Source organism: Saccharothrix sp. ST-888 (genome assembly GCF_000955975.1).
Taxonomy (GTDB): Bacteria; Actinomycetota; Actinomycetes; order Streptomycetales; family Streptomycetaceae; genus Kitasatospora.
Genome location: NZ_JYJF01000126.1, coordinates 1 through 18,781 on the forward strand (window position 1 = coordinate 1; position 18,781 = coordinate 18,781).

Annotated in this window: 15 protein-coding genes; 9 read left to right on the top strand and 6 right to left on the bottom strand. The window is 72.5% G+C overall.

Going from position 1 to position 18,781, the window contains the following annotated elements:
• Positions 1 to 123: 123 nt before the first annotated feature.
• Both UK12_RS28465 and UK12_RS28470 read right to left on the bottom strand, forming a co-directional pair.
• Entirely contained in the window at positions 124 to 552 is a 429-nt protein-coding gene (locus tag UK12_RS28465) for a TIGR03668 family PPOX class F420-dependent oxidoreductase (RefSeq protein WP_045306058.1), read from the bottom strand.
• A 104-nt stretch (positions 553 to 656) separates the two neighbouring features.
• Positions 657 to 1,481 (bottom strand): LLM class F420-dependent oxidoreductase, encoded by an 825-nt coding sequence (locus UK12_RS28470; protein WP_045306059.1) that lies wholly within the window; start codon positions 1,479 to 1,481, stop codon positions 657 to 659.
• 209 nt (positions 1,482 to 1,690) lie between these two features.
• Between UK12_RS28470 and UK12_RS28475 the strand changes: the two genes are divergently transcribed.
• Together UK12_RS28475 and UK12_RS36970 are read left to right on the top strand one after the other, a co-directional pair.
• Positions 1,691 to 2,059, top strand: a complete 369-nt coding sequence (locus tag UK12_RS28475; protein WP_045306060.1) for a PadR family transcriptional regulator — start codon at positions 1,691 to 1,693, stop codon at positions 2,057 to 2,059.
• Positions 2,056 to 2,664, top strand: coding sequence for a DUF1700 domain-containing protein (locus UK12_RS36970; protein WP_052682215.1), 609 nt, complete (start codon positions 2,056 to 2,058; stop codon positions 2,662 to 2,664). Before UK12_RS28475 ends, UK12_RS36970 begins: the two co-directional genes overlap by 4 nt.
• Before the next feature lie 285 nt (positions 2,665 to 2,949).
• On the opposite strand, the gene UK12_RS45180 is transcribed toward UK12_RS36970, so the two are convergent.
• Positions 2,950 to 3,162, bottom strand: coding sequence for a DUF7848 domain-containing protein (locus UK12_RS45180; protein WP_442973883.1), 213 nt, complete (start codon positions 3,160 to 3,162; stop codon positions 2,950 to 2,952).
• Between the two features lie 813 nt (positions 3,163 to 3,975).
• Between UK12_RS45180 and UK12_RS28485 the strand changes: the two genes are divergently transcribed.
• Positions 3,976 to 5,742 carry a flavin monoamine oxidase family protein gene (locus UK12_RS28485; protein WP_231591423.1) on the top strand — a complete coding sequence of 589 codons (1,767 nt, stop codon included), beginning with the start codon at positions 3,976 to 3,978 and terminating at the stop codon, positions 5,740 to 5,742.
• Positions 5,743 to 5,808: 66 nt separating this feature from the next.
• Here the strand turns inward: UK12_RS28485 and UK12_RS36975 are convergent, their stop codons facing one another.
• Together UK12_RS36975 and UK12_RS36980 are read right to left on the bottom strand one after the other, a co-directional pair.
• Positions 5,809 to 6,822: an LppU/SCO3897 family protein gene (locus UK12_RS36975; protein WP_052682216.1), complete on the bottom strand. Its 1,014-nt coding sequence runs from the start codon at positions 6,820 to 6,822 to the stop codon at positions 5,809 to 5,811.
• A gap of 57 nt (positions 6,823 to 6,879) precedes the next feature.
• A complete protein-coding gene (locus UK12_RS36980) occupies positions 6,880 to 7,488 on the bottom strand; it encodes an LppU/SCO3897 family protein (RefSeq protein ID WP_052682217.1) in 609 nt (202 codons plus the stop codon).
• Positions 7,489 to 7,696: 208 nt separating this feature from the next.
• Between UK12_RS36980 and dacB the strand changes: the two genes are divergently transcribed.
• The 5 genes from dacB (at position 7,697) to UK12_RS28520 (ending at position 14,657) form a co-directional block, all read left to right on the top strand.
• The gene (dacB, locus tag UK12_RS28500; protein WP_052682218.1) at positions 7,697 to 9,277 is read left to right on the top strand and encodes a D-alanyl-D-alanine carboxypeptidase/D-alanyl-D-alanine endopeptidase; all 1,581 of its coding nucleotides are present in this window, start codon (positions 7,697 to 7,699) and stop codon (positions 9,275 to 9,277) included.
• 211 nt (positions 9,278 to 9,488) lie between these two features.
• A complete protein-coding gene (locus UK12_RS28505; protein ID WP_045306061.1) occupies positions 9,489 to 11,120 on the top strand; it encodes a peptide ABC transporter substrate-binding protein in 1,632 nt (543 codons plus the stop codon).
• Between the two features lie 88 nt (positions 11,121 to 11,208).
• Positions 11,209 to 12,135: an ABC transporter permease gene (locus tag UK12_RS28510; protein WP_045306062.1), complete on the top strand. Its 927-nt coding sequence runs from the start codon at positions 11,209 to 11,211 to the stop codon at positions 12,133 to 12,135.
• A 92-nt stretch (positions 12,136 to 12,227) separates the two neighbouring features.
• Complete coding sequence (locus UK12_RS28515) at positions 12,228 to 13,181, top strand: ABC transporter permease (RefSeq protein WP_063838337.1); 954 nt, start codon at positions 12,228 to 12,230, stop codon at positions 13,179 to 13,181.
• A gap of 84 nt (positions 13,182 to 13,265) precedes the next feature.
• Entirely contained in the window at positions 13,266 to 14,657 is a 1,392-nt protein-coding gene (locus UK12_RS28520; RefSeq protein ID WP_082120020.1) for a M20/M25/M40 family metallo-hydrolase, read from the top strand.
• Positions 14,658 to 14,743: 86 nt separating this feature from the next.
• Here the strand turns inward: UK12_RS28520 and UK12_RS28525 are convergent, their stop codons facing one another.
• Complete coding sequence (locus UK12_RS28525; RefSeq protein WP_045306063.1) at positions 14,744 to 15,697, bottom strand: cyclase family protein; 954 nt, start codon at positions 15,695 to 15,697, stop codon at positions 14,744 to 14,746.
• A gap of 248 nt (positions 15,698 to 15,945) precedes the next feature.
• Here UK12_RS28525 and UK12_RS44590 point away from each other — a divergent pair, with 248 nt between their 5' ends.
• A complete protein-coding gene (locus UK12_RS44590; protein ID WP_197085238.1) occupies positions 15,946 to 18,738 on the top strand; it encodes a SpoIIE family protein phosphatase in 2,793 nt (930 codons plus the stop codon).
• Positions 18,739 to 18,781 lie beyond the last annotated feature (43 nt).

Consider the following 18,781-nt stretch of genomic DNA (forward strand, 5'->3'; position numbering starts at 1 on the left):
CTCCAGCGGGAACTCGCCGCGCTGGACGGGACGGTGTTCGGTGATCCGGAGAACTGGTGGGCGGTGGTGGTCGAGCAGCACTGGGACGGCCTGCTCTGACCGTGTGCGCGGCCGGCGCGCGGCTCACCACGCGCGCCAGCCGCTCCAGTGCAGGACCGAGACCTCGACCACCGGTCCGCCGGGAGGGCGGCCGGTGTACTGCCGGTACTTGGCCGTGAGCAGGCCGACGCAGCGGCTGGCCTCGGGAGAGCGGTCCGCCGGCGGGAGCACGCGGGCCTCGCCGTCGGCCCGTACCCACCACAGGCGGTCCCAGTCCTCCTCGTAGTGGTCGACGAGCAGACAGACCGACGGGTTGGCAGCGATGTTGGCCAGGCGTTTGAGCCGAACCGTCCGCTTCGGTTTGTGGTCCACGGCCAGCAGCACCGTGTCGCCGTCCAGGGCGAACACCACCGGCACCAGGTGCGGCCGGGAGGCCGCGTCGGTCGTCGCGAGGTGGGCGATGCGCGCTGTGGCGAACCGCTCCCTCGCCTCGGCGCTCGTCAGAGCGGGCATCGCACCCCTTCCGGTAGCCATGGCGGCAACGGCAGTTGTGGCGCCTCCGGCGGCTGGTGGCCGGGGTCGGTCGCGGACCCCGAGGCGCACCGGTGTGCCGCGTCTCAGCGGTACTTGGCAGCCACTGCGGCCAGCCGGTCCAGGTGCTCCAGGGTCTCCCGCTCGGGCCGCGTCGGCACGAAGAACAGGAGCCGTTCGACGCCGAGGCTGCGGTAGCCCTCGATGTGCTCGGGCTTGTCGGCAGCCGCGTACACCGTCACCGGCACCTCCCGTCCGGCAAGGGCGCGCAGTTGCTCGACCCGGGGGCCGAGCTCCTGCGGCGACGTGCTGTTGGCCAGCCACGCGTCGCCGAGCTCTGCCACCCGGGGGAAAGCGCCCTCACCCCCGCCGACGTAGATCGGCGGATGGGGGCGCTGCACGGGCTTGGGCCATGCGAAGACCGGATCGAAGTTCACGAACTCGCCGTGGAACTCGGCCTTCTCCTTGGTCCACAGCTCCCGCATCGCGCGCAGCCGCTCGTCGGCGAGCCGGCCCCGGGTCGAGGGGTCGGTGCCGTGGTTCCTCATCTCCTCACGGTTCCAGCCGACACCGATGCCGAAGATCACGCGGCCGCCGGAGACCAGATCGAGGGTGGCGACCTCCTTCGCGGTGATGATCGGGTCGCGCTGCGGGACCAGCGCGATGCCGGTGCCCAGCAGCAGCCGTTCGGTCACCACGGCGGCCGCGGCCAGGGCCACGAACGGGTCGAGGGTGCGGTAGTACACCTCCGGCAGCTCACCACCGCCCGGGTAGGGCGTCTGACGGTCGGCCGGGATGTGGCTGTGCTCGGGGACGAACAACGACTCGAAGGCACGTTCCTCGAGTGCGGCTCCGAGCGAGGTGGGGCTGATGCCCTGGTCGGTGATGAAGGTCGAGACTCCGAATTTCACGGCGGCTCCGTCGGGTGTCGAGTACGGGAAAGGAGGGGTGCCGCTTTACTGACTACCCGCCCTGCGCGATCCCGCTCCCATGACCACCCGGGAGAACCATCGCGGAGCACGGTTCCGGGCCCCGAGTTCCGGCGGCGCCGACCCCGTCACGTGTCATGCCCTTCACCGCGTCGTGGACGCGGGCACGCTCAACCGGTATCTTGTGTTGCATGGTACCTGGCGAAGCAAGCTACGACAGTGCGGACGGCCCGGTGGCAAGCCAGCTGCGCAGAGGAGTGCTGGAGTACTGCGTCCTCGCGCTGCTGCGCGACGGCCCGCGCTACGGAGTGGAGCTGCTGCAGGAGCTTGCCCAGGTCCAGGTGATGGCGACCAGCCAAGGCACGATCTACCCCTTGCTGTCCCGTCTCCGCCGGGCCGGCCTCGCCGAGACCTACCTGCGGGAATCGGCCAGTGGGCCCTCGCGCAGGTACTACACGCTCACCGACGACGGCCGCCGCGCCCTGGAGGAGTTCACCGCGCTCTGGCCCGCCTTCCGTACCGCCGTCGACCACTTTCTCAACCCTGGAGACCTGCCGTGAACGATCACCATGACCAGCCGCTGGTCCACGCCTACCTCGCCGAGGTCGCTCAGCGCACCTCCGCGCTTCCGGACGCCACCCGCCGCGAACTGCTCGCGAACCTGCGCGAGCACATCGATGTGGCCCTGGCGGAGAGCGACCGCGCGGACCAGGAGACGGTACGCCAGATCCTGGACCGGCTCGGGCGGCCGCAGGCCGTGGCCGACGCCGCGCTGGCAGAGGAGGGCTGGCCCCGCGCCGAAGCGGAGAGCCCGGGCCGTACCACCGTCACCCTCGGCCTCATCGTCCTCTCCTTGCCACTGGCGCTGATCCCGGCCGTCGGACCCGTTCTGGCACTGGCCGCCACGGTCACTGCCGTGGTGCGGGTGTGGAAGTCGGCCCAGTGGGTCCGGAAGGAGAAGATGCAGGCGACGCTGCTGCTGCTCTCGCCCGTGGTGGTCACCCCGGCCATCGCCGTCGTCCTCTCCCTGACGGCCTCCGGCGTGACCCCCGTCGCGTTGCTAGCTGCGTGTGCGGCGGCGTTCTGCCCGCCGCTGGTTGCGGCGGCGCGGCTCTGGCGCTCGGCCGCTCGCATCCGCACCATCGGAGCCATTGCCGAGGCGTAGCACCAACCGGCCCCGGCCGCGTGACCCGCGCAGGAACGGTGCCCGCCGCGCTAGCCGCCGGTCAGCAGTGCGTGGACACGGCGCCAGGCGTCGACTGTGGTGCCCGGATCGGTGGTGAGGAGGCCATGGCCAGCCAGGTGGCGAAGCCCCGCCCATGCGCCACGGGGGGACGACGCACGGACGGGGCGGCTCTTGGGTGCGTGCCAGATCCCGGGAAGCAGGCGCGGGGGTGCGGGTTGGGTGGGCACTCACCCTCAGCGGGCAGCCGGACCGGCACGGTGATCTTCACGGAGTCCTGCCGTGCCGAACAGCGCCAAGTGGTTCCGGCGAAGGCGTAGGGCCAGACTGCGGCACGGCAGCGTGCACGTAACTCCGGTGTTCCTGCTTGGACTCGATGTGATCGAACGGCCAGCGCTGCGCCGTCTCGAAGTCGTCGCACACCGGACCCTCGGCGCCGCACGGCTTGCCGTTCTCGTCTTCACCGAGGCACCGGTACATGACCGTCAGCCTTCCCCTCGTCCGGGCACTCCTCGCTGCCGCACTCGCAGAACGACCAGTCATCCCGACAAGGCTCACCATCGGCTACGAGTACAACGCCTGAGCTGCTCCGGTAGAGCGTCTCCGGCGGGACAGCAACAGACCCCACTGGCCACTACTCAGGTCGGTGGGGTCTGTTGCTGCCGGTGGGCGCCAGGATCTGTGAACTACCCGATCCTGACGGCGGGACAGCGCTCAGCCGGTGTCCGATGCCCCATGGCCGGCCTCCTCGCGTCAAGGGTGATCCGGTGGGGCGGTAGTGGGGATTCACCCGATCGTGTGCAGGGTGGGAAGAGGCGGATCAGGGGCGCGGCCGATAGGTTCAAGTTCGCGTACGGACCCTGTCGGGGCCTGGCCTTGCGGGGTTGTGCCCGCAGGTGCGGGCGTATCCCGGGCCGTCTCCACGTCCTCGAAAACGAAGGATGATCAGCATGGTGGCTCCGATGCCGGCCCTCACCGCCACGGGTGTCAGCTGCTCGGCCTTCACCCGCCTCTCGGCCCCGCCGTTGCGGTTTCTCGGGGAATGCGATCGCCTTCGTACCCACCACCACGCTGGGCAACCATCCTCATGCGAAAGGCAGTTCGGGCTTCCGCCGGGAGTGCCGGAGCCCGGTGCGGTCCTGCCGGACCTGACGGTGGCGGCCTCGGCCGGAGCGGGCTACGGCGGGCACGAGGCCCACTTCGACCCCAGTCGCCGCGCAACTCGCCACCGCTCCGCCCGCGCTGCCGCCGGAGCGACGACCTGACCGTCATGTCCAACCCACCCGGAACCCGATGCCGCTGCTTCGGCCGCGCGGGCTCCACCTGCCGATCGAGCAGGCCGGGCAGGCCGACCGATCCGCCAACACCAGAACAGGTATCGAGAAGATGACCAAGAACAAGACCGACCGGCCCGCGCCGGTGACCACACCCCAGGGCGGCGCCGCGAACGCGCTCTACCAGGCCATGATCGGCGGCGCGGGTCCGGAGGCCACCGGCTGGGCCGGTCCGCTGCATTTCCCCGTGCCGCGCAGACGGGGGGAGAAGGTGCTGATCCTCGGCGCCGGGGTCGCGGGCCTGACCGCGGCGTACGAGCTGAGCCTGCTCGGCTTCGACTGCACGGTGCTGGAGGCGCAGAACCGGGTCGGCGGGCGGAACCGCACGGCCCGCAAGGGCGACAAGCTCTACGAGCTCGACGACGTGACGGGCGAGCCCGTCCACACCCACACCTGCCGCTTCGACGACAACATGTACCTCAACCTCGGCCCCGGCCGGATTCCGTACCACCACCGCCGGGTGCTCAAGTACTGCCGCGACTTCAAGGTGGCGCTGGAGCCGTACGTCATGGAGACCACGGCGAACCTGGTCCGTCCGCCGCACCTGGAGAAGACCCTGCCCAACCGCCGGGTGGCCAACGACACCCGAGGCTACCTCGCGGCGAAGCTCGCCGAGACCCTGGCGGAGACGGATTCGTTCACCGGTGAACTACGCGACCTGCTGCGGGTCTTCGGCGCCCTCGACGTCAACGGCAAGTACAAGGGTTCCACCCGCTCCGGCTACCTGGACGACCCGGTGATCGAGGAGCCGTTCCCGACGCCCGCCCCGCCGCTGCCGTTCGAGGAGCTGGTGGAGTCGGGCTTCTGGAAGGCCCGGTTCTACCAGCCGGTCGACTACCTGTGGCAGGCCACGATGTTCCAGCCGGCCGGCGGGATGGACAAGGTCGTCGACGCGCTGGCCCGCGAAGCGCGGCTGGCCGGTGCGGAGATCGTGCTCCAGGCGGAGGTCACCGACATCCGGCTCGAGACGAAGGGTCCCGGAGTGACGGTCCAGTACCTCAAGGGCGGCAAGGAGTGCGAGGCGCGGGCCCGTTACTGCGTCAGCAACATCCCGGTCCCGCTGCTGGACGACGACATCGAGCTGGACGGCTTCTCGGACGCCTTCGAGAAGGCGATCGGGATCGTGGAGTTCGCGAAGACCTGCAAGGTGGGCTGGCAGGCCAACCGGCGCTTCTGGGAGGGCGATCTCGACGGCATCCACGACACCGAGGGCATCTACGGCGGCATCAGCTGGACCGCCCACAACATCACCCAGCTGTGGTACCCGTCCAACGACTACTTCTCCGCCAAGGGAACCCTGACGGGCGCCTACAACTTCGGCGACCAGGCCGACGAGCTCGGCAACCTGTCGCCCGACGACCGGATCGAACTGGCCCGGGAGGGCGCCGCCCAGCTCCACCCGGAGTTCGCGGACAGGTCCGTCGTCCCCGACGACAAGGCGGTCACCATCGCCTGGCACAAGGTGCCCTACCAGGAGGGCGGTTGGGCGGACTGGAAGCAGAGCCGGAAGGACCACAAGGAGGCCTACCGGCAGCTGCTCCAGCCCGAGGGCGGTGACGTCTTCTACGTCACCGGCGACCAGATCTCCCCGCTGCCCGGCTGGCAGGAGGGCGCCATGATGTCGGCCCACTACGTCACCCAGCAGATCCTCGGCATCATGCCGCTCTCGGTCCCCGAGGTGGTCTCCGTGCCGGACTCCGTCGCCCTCACCCAGGGTCTGTTCTGACCCTTCGAAGGGCCGGCGGCGCCATCGGCCCGGCCGATGGCGCCGCCCCGCGCGGGCGGGTGTCCGTCAGGAGCTGCCGGACGGCTTGTTGGCCTTCAGGCAGAGGACGTAGTTCGCGCCGACCTGCTCGTGGATGAACGAGCTGTCGTAGTCCGGGTACGGGGAGCAGGCGGTGTGGTCGTCGGTCGTGCCGTCGACCCGCGCCTCCACCCTGAACTCGGCGCTCGGGTCGGAGCAGGGGAGCACCCGGAGGCTCGGGCTGGCCTCGGTGCCGGCGTTGTGCACGCAGTCGCCGGTCCGCGCGGAGACCTTGGGCGCGTAGGGCGTCGGCGAACTGCTGGGCATCGGTGAACTACCGAAGCCGCCGAACGCGTTGCCCGTCGGGTTCTGCGTCGGCGAAGTCCCGTAGCCGCCGAACGAGGTGTCCGTGGTGGTGCGGCCGCCGGCGGCCGCACCGGCCACCAGCAGGCCGACGAACAGCAGGACCGACAGCACCGGCAGCAGCAGCATCAGCATCGCCGGACGCTTGGTCAGCGGAACGCCCGGGTCGAGCTGCGGCCCGAGCGGTCCCGGTGCGGCCGGCGGCAGCTGCTTGATCTTGTTGTAGGCGAACAGGTTCCGCAGCAGCGTGATGGGGGTGAACACGGACGAGAGGTAGCCCCACCACCCCTGCACCAGCGTGCGGGCCGACATGTCGCGGACCATCGCGGTCCCGCAGGTGCGGCAGAACGGGCCGTGCTGGCGCAGGAACCGCATGATGACGATCATGCCCTGGTGTCCCCGGACGGTGACCTGCACGGCCGGGAACCCGCCGCAGAAACGGCAGGTGACCGCACCGGGCGGCGGCGGGTAGCCGGGCGCTCCGTAGGCCATCGGCTGCTGCGGCGGTGCGCCGTACGGACCCGGTTGCTGCGGCGGTGCGCCGTACGGCCCGGGCTGCTGCGGGTAGGCGGCGGGCGGCGGCGCGGCGGGGTAGCCGTACCCGCCGGGGGGCGGTGGCGGGGCCGACGGGTAGCCCGGAGCGGGCTGCTGCGGCGGCGGGGAGCCGTAGGGGTTGGACGGAGGGTAGGGCGAGGTCAAGGTTTCGTTCCCGTTGGGTGGTGATGGTGAGAGTGCTGTGGGCGCGTGGACACGCGGTCAGGAGTTCGGTGCCTTGGCGACCGTCGGCGTCGGATCACCGGGCGTGTGGCGGCCGAGGCACAGCACGTAGTGCTGCGTCCTGCCGAGCCGGCGGCTGGTGCCCTTGTAGTCGCGGGAGGCCTTCCACTGCATCAGGCAGGGCATGGTCGAGGTGCCGCTGTACCGCGCGGTCACCACCCACTGCGCGTCGGAGGCGGCGCAGTTGACCTTGCCGAACCTGCCCGAGGGGTAGCCCGCGCAGTCGCCGACGCGCGCCCGCTCCGGGGTGCTGTCGAGGATGGTGAAGCCGACTCCGACGCCCAGCAGCCCGAGTATCCCGAAGAGCGTCCAGACCGACCGCCGCCGGCGCGGCTTCTCCGTCGGTACGACCGGTCCGGGCGGCGGCGGGAAGGCCGGTGCCCCGGGGGCCGGCTGCGGCTGCCCGTAGAACTGCGGTCCGGGCGGCTGCTGGCCGTACGGCTGTGGTCCGGGCGGCTGCTGCCCGTACGGCTGGGGCTGCCCGTACGGCGCTGCGGCCGGGAAGCCGGGCGCGGACGGAGTGGCGTACGGATTGGGCGGCTCGCCCTGCGGCGGTCCCCCGAACGGATTGGGAGGTGGAGTGCTCACGGTGGTCCCCCGAAGCAGTGACTGATCGTAAGAGTGCTGACGTACCTTAGCGACTCGACGGCGGGTCGGTCGGAACGGCCACCCCCCATGCCCTCGCCGGTGCGGTGTACTCCGTGCGGGGGAATCTCGGTCGCGGGCGTGTCACCGGCGGCGGGGGCAGCCCGTCGGCGCCAAGGTGGTGGTCGCCCGTCCGCCCCCTGGAGGTCCCGTGCGTAGCCATCCGGTCCGGCGGCTGTGCGTGCCGCTCGCCGCCGTCCTCGTCGCCCTCGTCCTCACCGGTTCGGCCCCGCCGTCCGCAGGGCGGCCCCGGGCAGCGGTGGCGGGGTCGCTCTCCGCCGACCTGGACCGGCTGTTCGAGGACTCGCGCCTGACCGGGGCCCAGGTCTCCGCCGTGGTCGCCGACGCGGCCACCGGAGAGGTGCTCTACCGGCACACCCCCGGTGCGCTGATGCTGCCCGCCTCCACGCTCAAGACCGTCACGGCGGCCGCCGCGCTCGACCTGCTCGGCGCCGACCACCGCTTCGGCACCGACATCCTGGCGGCGGGCCGCCGCGACGGCACCACCCTCGACGGGGACCTGGTCCTGCGCGGCGGCGGCGACCCCAGCCTGCTGCCCGCCGACCTGGACACACTCGCCCGGCAGGTCGCCGACTCCGGCGTCAGCACGGTCTCCGGCGGGCTGCTGGCCGACGCCTCCCGCTACGACGGCGTGCCGCTGGGCCCCAACTGGGCCTGGGACGACCAGGCGGCGTACTACAGCCCGCAGATCTCCGCGCTCACCCTGGCCACCGACACCGACTACGACCCGGGCACCGTCCGGCTCACCCTGACCCCGGGCCGGGCGCCCGGAGAGCCCGCGACCGTGCGGGTCACGCCGTCCGACGCCCCGGTGCGGCTGGCCGGCCGGATCGCCACCGGCGAGGCGGGCAGCGACCGGACGGTGGACGTGGGCAGGCAGCCCGCGACCAACGAGCTCGTGCTCACCGGCAGCGTCCCGGCGGACGGCGGCACCAGCGAGGAGTGGGTCGCCGTGGACGACCCGGCCCGGCTGGCCGCCACGGTCTTCGCCGCCGACCTCGCCCGCCACGGGGTGACCGTCCACGGCCCGGTGGGAGCGGGGCGCGCCCCGGCGGACGCCACGGCCCTGGCGCACCACGACTCGGCGCCGCTCTCCGCGCTGATGGTGCCGTTCCTCAAGCTCAGCAACAACGGCATCGCCGAGCACCTGGTCAAGGAGATCGGCCGGGTGCGCGGTGGAGCGGGCAGCTGGTCCGCAGGACTCGACCGGATCGCCGACTTCGTCCACAGAAACGGGCTGGACGTCACCGCCGCCCGGCAGGCCGACGGCTCGGGACTCTCCCGGCACAACCTGATGACCGCCCAACGGCTGCTGGGACTACTGGAGTTCGCCCGCAGCCAGCCCTGGTTCGCCACCTGGTACGACGCACTCCCGGTGGCCGGCGACCCGCGCCGGATGGTCGGCGGCAGCCTCAGCAACCGGCTGACCGGCACGCCCGCCGAGGGCCGGGTGCACGCCAAGACCGGTTCGATGACCGGGGTGGACGCCCTGGCCGGCTACCTCGACCGCCCCGACGGACACACGCTCGCCTTCACGGTGCTGCTCAACAACTTCGCCGGGAACAGCCCCCGCCCGGTCATCGACGCCTTCGTGCTCCGGCTCTTCGGCGACACCGCCACCACCGCAGCGGCCGCCGCCCCCGCCGACGGCCGCCGCACCCGCAGTCCGCACGACTGGGAGAACGCCTGCTCCGCGAGTTCCCGCTGCTGACGGGCCCGGCAGGGGCGCGGGCAGCCGCGCGAGCGACCCCGCCACGGCACGGCCGCCTCCACGCGCGGTTCCCCGCACCCCGGTGCGAGTTGCATGGTTGGCCTATGAGAACTCCCTTACGGAGAACTCCCTTACCCAGACGCCGGGTTCGTCGCGCGGATGCTCGTACCATCGGCCGCCGCACGGTTGCTGTCACCGGGAACGGAGCCCCATGAAGACGACGCGGCACCCTCGGTCCGTCCCTACGGTGGTCCGGTCCGCTGCCCTGGCACTCCTGCTGCTCGCGGCGCCCGCGTGCACCCGTCCCGCCGACCAGGACGACGGCGAGATCCCGCAGATCCCGGGCGGGTCGTTCACGGTCGGGCTCACCGAGCCCGACCACCTCACGCCGGGGCGGACCACCAGCAGTTACGCGCTCCAGGTCCTCCAGGGCCTCTTCGACACCCCCGTCACCCTCGACCCGGGCGACGGCCATGTGGTGCCGCTGGCCGCCCGCGCGGTGGAGTCGGCCGACCAGCGGGTCTGGAAGGTGACGCTCCGCCATGGCGCGGTCTTCCACAACGGGGAGCCGGTCAGCGCGCAGAGCCTGGCCGCCGCCTGGAACGCCGCCGCCTACGGGCCCAACGGCTGGGAGACCAACTCCTACTTCGCCCAGATCGACGGCTACGCCGACCTCAACCCCGCCCGGGGGCAGCAGCCCAGGGCCGACCACCTCTCCGGGCTGCGGGTGCTGGACGCCGACACCCTCCAGGTCACCCTCAGCGCCCCGTTCAGCCAGTTCCCGATGCTGCTCGCCTTTCCGGCCTTCGCGCCGCTGCCCACGGCCGCCTTCACCGACCCGGACGGCTTCGACCGGCACCCGATCGGCAACGGCCCGTTCGCGATGGACGGCGACTGGCAGCACAACCAGCGGATCGACCTGGTGCGGGCCGCCTCCTACACCGGCAGCCGGCCGGCGACGGCCGACGCGGTGCACTTCCGGATCTTCACCAGCAAGGACACCGCGTTCACCGAACTCCGCGCCGGACACCTCGACTTCATGAGCACCGTGCCGGCCGCACGGGCGTACGAGGCGAAACGCACCTTCAAGAAGCGCTACTCGGTCCGCCCCAGCGGCACCATGGACTACCTCGGCCTGCCGCTGTGGGACCACCGGTACACCGACCCCGAGCTGCGCCGCGCCCTCTCGATGGCGATCGACCGCAAGGGCATCACCCGGGCCATCTACAACGAGGTGCACACACCGGCCGACTCGCTCGTCGCCGCCATGATCCCGGGCCACCGCGCCGGAGCCTGCGGCGAGACCTGCACCTACCAGCCCGCGAAGGCGAAGGAACTCCTCGACCACGCCGGTGGATTCACCGGACCGATGGTGCTCTACTTCACCAACGCCGACCCCACCTACGAACAGTGGATGACCGCCGTCGCCAACGAACTCCGGCAGAACCTCGGCATCCGGGACATCACCTTCCGGAAGATGGCCGCCGCCGACCTCGGCCCGATCCTCAACAGCCGCAAGACCACCGGCCCCTACCGGCAGAACTGGGTCATCGACTACCCCAGCATGCAGAACTACCTGGCCGGCCTCTACAACCACGACAACCGGATGGGCTGGCGGAACCCGCAGTTCGACGACCTGCTCGCCCGGGGCGACGCCGCCCCGACCGAGCGGGAGAGCATCGGGTACTACCAGCGGGCCGAGGACATCGCCCTCGCCGAGCTGCCGCTGATCCCGCTCTGGAACTGGCAGGACCAGTCCGCCTGGAGCAGCCGGGTCGGCAACATCCTGATCGACCCGTACGTGGCCGGACTGCACCTGGACCGGGTGACCGTGCGCCACTGACACCGGGACCGGCGCCCGAGAGACGTAGCCACGAGAAACGTAGGCACGAGAACCGTAGGAACGTAGGCACGAGAAACGAAAGGGTCCGATGGGCCGATTCATCGCCCGCCGCCTGCTGTACGCCGTACCCGTACTGCTGGCCACCACCTTCCTGATCCACGCGCTCGTCTTCGTCCTGCCCGGCGACCCGATCCAGGGCCTGGCCGGTGACCGGCCGGTCCCGCCCGCCGTCCTCGCCGAACTGCACCGCCGCTACCACCTGGACGACCCGCTGGCCGTCCAGTACGCCGAGTACCTCGGCGGCCTGCTCACCGGGGACCTCGGCCGGACCTTCACCGGCGAGCCGGTCGCCGACGTCATCGCCGGACGCTGGCAGGTCACCCTCAGACTCGGGCTCACCGCCTGGTTCCTGGAGACCGTCCTCGGTATCGCACTCGGTGTCTGGGCGGGGCTGCGCCGGGGCAGGTGGGTCGACAACCTCGTCCTCGCCGGGACCACCCTGGTGATCGCCGTCCCGGTCTACACCGTCGGCTACCTGGCCCAGTTGGTCCTCGGCGTCCGGCTGGGCTGGTTCCCGGTCTCCGGCGACCAGGACGGCTGGCCCGCCGCCTACGTGCTGCCCGGACTGGTCCTGGCCTCGTTCGGTGTCGCGTACGTCGCCCGGCTCACCCGCGCCTCCCTGCTGGAGAACCTGCGCGCCGACTACGTCCGCACCGCCGAGGCCAAGGGGCTGAGCCGCCGCCGGGTGGTGGTGCTGCACACCCTGCGCAACTCGCTGATCCCCGTGGTGACCTTCCTCGGCGTCGAACTGGGCTCGCTGATGGCCGGGGCCGTCGTCACCGAGTACATCTTCAACCTCCCCGGCATCGGCCAGCAGGTCTTCCAGTCCATCCAACTCCGCGAGGGGCCGACGGTGGTGGGCATCACCACCCTGCTGGTCCTGGTCTTCTGCCTGGCCAACCTGCTGGTCGACATCCTGTACGGGGTGCTCGACCCGAGGATCCGCCATGACTAGCGGGTCACGGACGACCGGGACCTGTCCGGCGCGACCGGCCCCCGTCCCCGCCGAGCACCCCGCCCACACCTCCCCGCGCCCCGGGACCGCCCATGGCTGACGACACCCCCCAACCGCTCCCGCGCACCGAAGACCTGCTGCTGCCCCCCACCGCCCCGCCCCGGACCCGGACCCGGACCCGGACCCCGAAGCCGTCCGGCTCACTGGCCTCCGACACCTGGCGCGAACTGCGGGCCCGCCCACTGGTCGGCCTCTGCGCGGGCGTGGTGCTGCTGATCGTCCTGATGGCCGCCGTGCCGGACCCGTTCATCGCCCTGCTGACGCACGACAGCGGGCGCTGCGAGCTGATCGACTCCCGGGTCGGCCCCAGCCTCGACCACCCGTTCGGGTTCGACCTGCAGGGCTGCGACTACCTGGCCCAGGTGGTCCGGGGGAGCCGTCCGTCGCTGGTCATCGGCCTCGCGGTGACCGTCGGCGCGCTGCTGCTGTCCGTCCTGCTGGGCCTGCTCGCCGGGTTCTACGGCGGCTGGATCGACGGGCTGCTCTCGCGGGTCACCGACGTCTTCTTCGGCCTGCCGTTCATCCTCGGCGCCACCGTCGTCCTGGTCGCCTTCCCCTCCCACGGGCTGGGCGCCATGACGCTCGTCCTGGTGGCCCTCGGCTGGACCACCATGACCCGGGTGATGCGCGCCCAGGTGATCGGGCTCAAGGACGCCGACTACGTGCACGCCGCGCGCTCGACGGGGGCGGGTCCGCTGCGCCTGATGGTCCGTCATGTGCTGCCCAACGCCGTGACACCGGTGGTGGTGGTCGCCATGCTGAACATCGGGAACGTCATCTCGGGCGAGGCCACCCTGGACTTCCTCGGCGTCGGACTCCAGTACCCGGCCCTCTCCTGGGGGCTGCAACTCAACGCCGCACAGAGCTACTTCCTCGACTTCCCGCATCTGCTGCTGTTCCCGGCGCTGTTCCTGTCCGCCACCGTGCTGAGCTTCATCCTGCTCGGCGACGCGGTCCGCGACGCGTACGACCCGAAGCTGCGATGAGCCACCGCCAGCCACCACCACGACCGCTCCCCGCTGCCGCCGAGCCCCCTCGGCGGCTTCGCCCGCAACCGGAAGGACCGACCGATGACCCTCACTCCGCCACCTCCGGCAGTCGGTGCAGCCCCGCCCCCCGGCGACCGGCACGCCGCGACCGAGGCGGTCCGGATCTGCCGGGAACTGCTGCGGATCGACACCACCAACCCGGGCGACGGCACCGGACCGGGTGAGCGCGCCGCCGCCGAGTACGTGGCGGCAGAGCTGGCCGAGGCCGGGATCGAGCCGCTGGTCGTCGAGTCGGCGCCGCGCCGGGCCAGCGTGCTGGCGCGCCTCACGGGCACCGATCCGCTGCGCGCACCGCTGCTCGTCCACGGGCACCTGGACACGGTGCCCTTCGACGCCGCCGACTGGTCCAGGCACCCGCTCTCCGGCGAGCTGCACGACGGCTGCCTGTGGGGCCGGGGAGCGGTGGACATGAAGGGAGCCGTCGCGGCGACCGTCGCCCTCGTGCGTTCCTGGGCCAGGACCGGACGCCGTCCGCGCCGGGACATCGTGCTCGCCTTCCTCGCGGACGAGGAGTCCACCGGCGACCACGGCGCACGCTTCGTCGCCACCCGGCACCGGGAGCACTTCGCGGACTGCGCCGAGGCCATCGGGGAGTCCGGGGGTTTCTCGGTCCCGGTCCACCCGCAGCGAGGATCAGGCCGGACCGGCGGCCCCGGCGGCGCCGAAGTGCGGCTCTACCCGGTCGCGTTGGGGGAGCGCGGCACCGCCTGGATGCGGCTGGGCGCCACCGGCACCGCCGGGCACGGCTCCCGGGGCAGTGCCGACAACGCCGTCAGCACCCTGGTCCACGCGCTGTCCAGGCTGGCCGCCCACTCCTGGCCCACCCGGCTGATCCCGCCGGTCGAGGCCCTGCTCGGGGAGCTCGAACGCATCCTGGGCACCACCATCGACCGCAACCGGCTGGAGGCGGAGGCGGTCCGCCTCGGCCGGGCCGGTGAACTCTTCGCCGCCACCGTCCGCAACTCCGCCAACCCCACCGTCCTGCAGGCCGGTCACAAGGTCAACGTCGTGCCGGGCGCCGCCAGGGCACAGGTGGACGGCCGCTTCCTGCCCGGCACCCGCGAGGAGTACCTGGCCACCGTGGAAGAACTCCTCGGCCCCGCTGTGACAAGGGAGTTCATCAACCTGGAGGAGGCCGTCACGGGCGATCACTCCGGTCCGGCCTTCGCGGCGATGGCCGCCGCCCTGCGGGCCGAGGACCCCGCCGGGCACCCCGTCCCGTACCTGATGGCCGGCGGGACGGACGCCAAGACCTTCGGCCGCCTGGGGATCGACTGCTACGGCTTCGCGCCGCTGCGCCTCGATCCCGCCCTGCACTACCAGCGGATGTTCCACGGCGTCGACGAACGCGTCCCGGTGGCCGGACTCGACTTCGGCGTCCGCGTCCTGGACCGGTTCCTCGGCGCCTACTGAGGCGGCGTCACCACGGTGCCGGCCGGTCCCGGCATCCCGCCACCGGCCGGCGGGATGCCGGACGGCCAGGCCAGGCCCCGGGCCGCTCAGAAGACCGCGAGCGGATTGACCGGGGAGCCGGTGCCCCCGGGGATGTGCAGGGGCGCGGCGACGAAGAGGAACTCCCAGCGCGAGTGGCGTACGCACGCCTCCGCCAGGTCCTCCAGGTCCATGTTGTCGATCAGGGGCAGCCCCATCGCGGTGACGGCCAGCACGTGGACCGGCGAGTGGACCCCGTCGACCGGGCTCGGTCGCACGTCGCTGTCGCCGTCGCCGCCCAGCGCCGAGGCCCGCGACTCGTACGGGACGTGCATCGCGGTGGGGTGGAGTCCCGCACTGAGCTCGTCCGGGTCCCACGCGCCCAGTTCGCGTCGCCGGGCGAGATGGCCGGTGCGGACGAGGAGGATGTCCCCGGGGTCGAGCGGGCTGCCCTGCCGGTCGGCGCAGGCGATCAGCTCCGGGCCGCCGACCGCCTCGCCCGGCTCCAGCCAGGCGAGGCCGCGCAGACGTGCCACGTCCAGCAGGACGCCCCGCCCCACCACCCCGGGCAGCAGGTCGGTCACCGCGCCGTAGGCCGCCCCCTGCGAGGAGAGGACCTGCTGCGCCCGCACGCCCGCGAAGAGCAGTCCCCGGTACGCGATGTGGCAGAGCGCGTCCAGGTGCGTCTGCGCCTTGCCGTGGTAGTCGGAGGCGATGAAATCCTTGTACGCGGTCGGCTCCGGGGCGGTGGTGTCCGCCAGCTCGGTCATGAGGTGCAGCGCGGGCCTGCGGTTGTCGGGCCCCGGGGCCGTGTCCCACGGCCGTCCCAGGGCGACCACCTCACCGCTGCGCACGAGCCCCGCCGCCGCGACCCGCTGCGCCGCTGCGGCCGGTCCTGGCGGCCGGTCGCGGCGCAGCCGGCCGAAGAGCGCGTCGAACTCCTCGCGGGTCATCGCCGGCCCGTTGGCGGCCGAGGCTCGGTGCCCGGCATCCTGCCCGGGCGGGACGGCAGAACCACTCATAGCGCTCCTCGATCCCGCTTCCCCCAGTACAGCCGATGATGCGGTGGCGGAAGGGTTGCCGCCACCGTGGTGGGGCAAGGGCCAGGTGGCAGGCACCACGATTCGGGCAAAGTCCTAATATTGCCTCAAAGGGTGCAGCTCATCGGAGTGTGAGTGCTGTGGCGATCATGACAGGTTCCGGTGAGGCGGGCGCAGTTCCCGCATGGGTCCGTGAGCGGTTCCTGCATGGCGGATCGGTCGAGGGAGGAGTGCGGAGCACGATCCTGAGCTCGTGGCAGCGCTGTCGGCTGCTGGGGCTCTCGCCCGACCAGGCCGAGCTCCCGTTCCGGCAGGACTTCGAGTCGGACGGCCGCCTGGTCCGTGCGGCCGAACCCGTGCTGGACCGGCTGGCGTACCGGTTCGCGGGCAGCCGGATGAACGTGGCGCTCGCCGACGCCGACGGAGTGGTGCTGCAACGCCGTTTCGGCCAGGTGTCCATGGCCAGGAGTCTCGCGGCGATCCAGAGTGTGCCGGGCTTCGTGTTCGCCGAGCAGTTCGGGGGGACCAACGGCATCGGCCTCGCCCTCGCGGAGCGGCGGCTCTGCCACGTCTACGGCGCCGAACACTTCGCCGAGCGCTCCCAGGCGAGCGCCTGCGTGGCGATCCCGGTCCGTGACCCGCTCAGCGGGCGGATCGAGGGCGTCCTGTGCTTCGGCTTTCCGCGCACCGACGCGGACCCGGCGCTGGACGCCGTGATCTGCCGGGCGGCCGCCGCCATCGAACGGCGGCTGCTGGAGCAGAGCTCGGCGCGCGAGCGCTCGCTGCTGTGGGCGTACCTCGAGTCCGGCCGCCGGTCGCGCACCGGCGCGGCGGCCGGCAACGGGCGCCTGATGGGGGTGGACGAGCTGTCCCGGAGCGGACTGGACCACAGCGACCAGATGGTGCTCGCGGAGAAGGCCACCGACCTGATCTCCTCGGCCCAGTGGGCCGCCGTCGAACTGGTCCTGTCCCGCGGCCGGCGGATCACCCTGCTGAGCCGGCCGGTGACCAGCTCGTCCGGGGTCGAGGGCATCGTCATCGAGGCGGTCCTCCACAACGGCCCGCAGCAGCTCGTCGCCGCCGGTCACGTCGACGAGGCGCTGGGCCTCCCGGCGCACGCCATGGCGCACACCGCAGCGCACACCACGACCGCCACCGCCCCGCCGTCCGGACACCTTCCCGGTACCGGCTCCGGCCCCGGCCCGTCCGTCACGACGGCCCGCACGCCCGGCGGCACCGCCGGTGACCCGGCCCCCGGGCTGCTGCTCGTCGGCGAGCCGGGCGTGGGGCAGTACGCCGTCGCGGCACGCCGCCGCCTGGAGCTGCTGTCCGAGGCCAGCGCCCGGATCGGCACCACCCTGGACGTGAGCCGCACGGCCGAGGAACTCGCCGAGATGGCCGTCCCGCGCCTGGCCGACGTCGTCACCATCGACCTGTCCGAGGCCGTACTGCGCGGGGACGAGCCCGATGACCCCGCCGCCGATCTGTACCGCACGGTGGTCCACGGCATCCGCGACGACTACCCCTTCTACCCCGTCGGCGAGCGGCTCGACCTCCGCCCCACCACGCCCCAGCTCCGCTGCCTGGCCGGTGGGCAGGCGGTGCTGGAACCCGATCTGCGGGTGTCCGCCGGCTGGCGCTCCCAGGACCCCGAGCACAGCAGCCGCCTGCTCGCGCACAACGTCCACTCCCTGATCACCGCCCCGCTGCTCGCCCGTGGCGTGGTGCTGGGCATCGCCAGCTTCTACCGCTCGAAGGACCCCACCCCCTTCGGGGACGACGACCGCTCACTGGCCCAGGAACTCACCACCCGTGCCGCCGTCTGCATCGACAACGCCCGCCGGTACACCCGCGAGCACGCCATGGTCCTGGCGCTCCAGCGCAGCCTGCTCCCGCGCGGCCTGCCCGAGCTGAGCGCCGTCGAGGTCGCCCACCGCTACCTGCCCGCCGAGTCCGGGGTGGGCGGAGACTGGTTCGACGTCATCCCGCTCTCCGGCGCCCGGGTCGCCCTGGTCGTCGGCGACGTCGTCGGCCACGGGCTGCACGCCGCCGCCACCATGGGCCGGCTGCGCACCGCCGTGCACAACTTCTCCGAACTGGACCTGGCCCCCGACGAGCTCCTCACCCACCTGGACAACCTCGTGGGGCGCCTCGACCGCGAGGAGGACGGCGCGGGGCCCGCCGTCGGCCCCGGCATCATCGGCGCCACCTGCGTCTACGCCATCTACGACCCGACCACGCAGCGCTGCACCGTCGCCCGGGCCGGCCACCCCCCGCCCGCGGTGGTCCTCCCGGACGGCACCGTGATGTTCCCCGAACTGCCCGCCGGGCCCCCGCTCGGGCTGGGCGGCCTCCCCTTCGAGACGGCCGAGCTCCACCTGCCCGAGGGCAGCCAGCTGGTCCTCTACTCCGACGGGACCATCGAGGACCGCCACCGCGACGTCGACGCGGCCCTCGACCAGCTGCGCCGCGCCTTGGCCCACCCGGACCGCCCGCCCGAGGCCACCTGCGACGCGGTCCTGGCCACCGTGGTGCCCGGGCACCTGGTCGACGACGTCACGCTGCTGGTCGCCCGCACCCGTGCCCTGCACCCCCGCCGGATCGCCACCTGGGAGCTGCCCGCCGACCCGGCCCGCGTCTGCGAGATGCGCGCCGCCGCGACCCGCAAGCTCGGCGACTGGGGGCTGGAGGAGGTCGCCTTCGCCGCCGAGCTGCTGCTCAGCGAGCTGGTCACCAACGCCATCCGCTACGGCGCCGAACCCATCCGGGTCCGCCTGATCCACGACCGCACCCTGATCTGCGAGGTCTCCGACGCCAGCAGCACCGTCCCGCACCTGCGCCACGCGGCCAGCACCGACGAGGGCGGCCGCGGCCTGTTCCTCGTCGCCCAGCTCGCCCAGTCCTGGGGAACGCGCTACACCGCCGGCGGCAAGGTCATCTGGGCCGAATGCGCCCTGGAGGAGCCCGGGCACGCGCCGGACATCCTCGCGAGTTGGCCGGAGGAGATTCCCGGGATCGAATGACCCGCCCTCCGGAAGGTCGCGGGGCCTGGCGTGTCAGGGACGC

Bases quoted from the DNA above. Each gene is read 5' to 3' on its own strand.
- UK12_RS28525 (WP_045306063.1), bottom strand. From the start codon at position 15,697: ATGAGTGGTTCTGCCGTCCCGCCCGGGCAGGATGCCGGGCACCGAGCC.
- UK12_RS45180 (WP_442973883.1), bottom strand. From the start codon at position 3,162: ATGTACCGGTGCCTCGGTGAAGACGAGAACGGCAAGCCGTGCGGCGCC.
- UK12_RS28520 (WP_082120020.1), top strand. From the start codon at position 13,266: ATGACCCTCACTCCGCCACCTCCGGCAGTCGGTGCAGCCCCGCCCCCC.
- UK12_RS28475 (WP_045306060.1), top strand. From the start codon at position 1,691: ATGGTACCTGGCGAAGCAAGCTACGACAGTGCGGACGGCCCGGTGGCA.
- UK12_RS28510 (WP_045306062.1), top strand. From the start codon at position 11,209: ATGGGCCGATTCATCGCCCGCCGCCTGCTGTACGCCGTACCCGTACTG.
- UK12_RS28465 (WP_045306058.1), bottom strand. From the start codon at position 552: ATGCCCGCTCTGACGAGCGCCGAGGCGAGGGAGCGGTTCGCCACAGCG.
- UK12_RS28505 (WP_045306061.1), top strand. From the start codon at position 9,489: ATGAAGACGACGCGGCACCCTCGGTCCGTCCCTACGGTGGTCCGGTCC.
- UK12_RS28515 (WP_063838337.1), top strand. From the start codon at position 12,228: ATGGCTGACGACACCCCCCAACCGCTCCCGCGCACCGAAGACCTGCTG.
- UK12_RS28485 (WP_231591423.1), top strand. From the start codon at position 3,976: ATGCCGCTGCTTCGGCCGCGCGGGCTCCACCTGCCGATCGAGCAGGCC.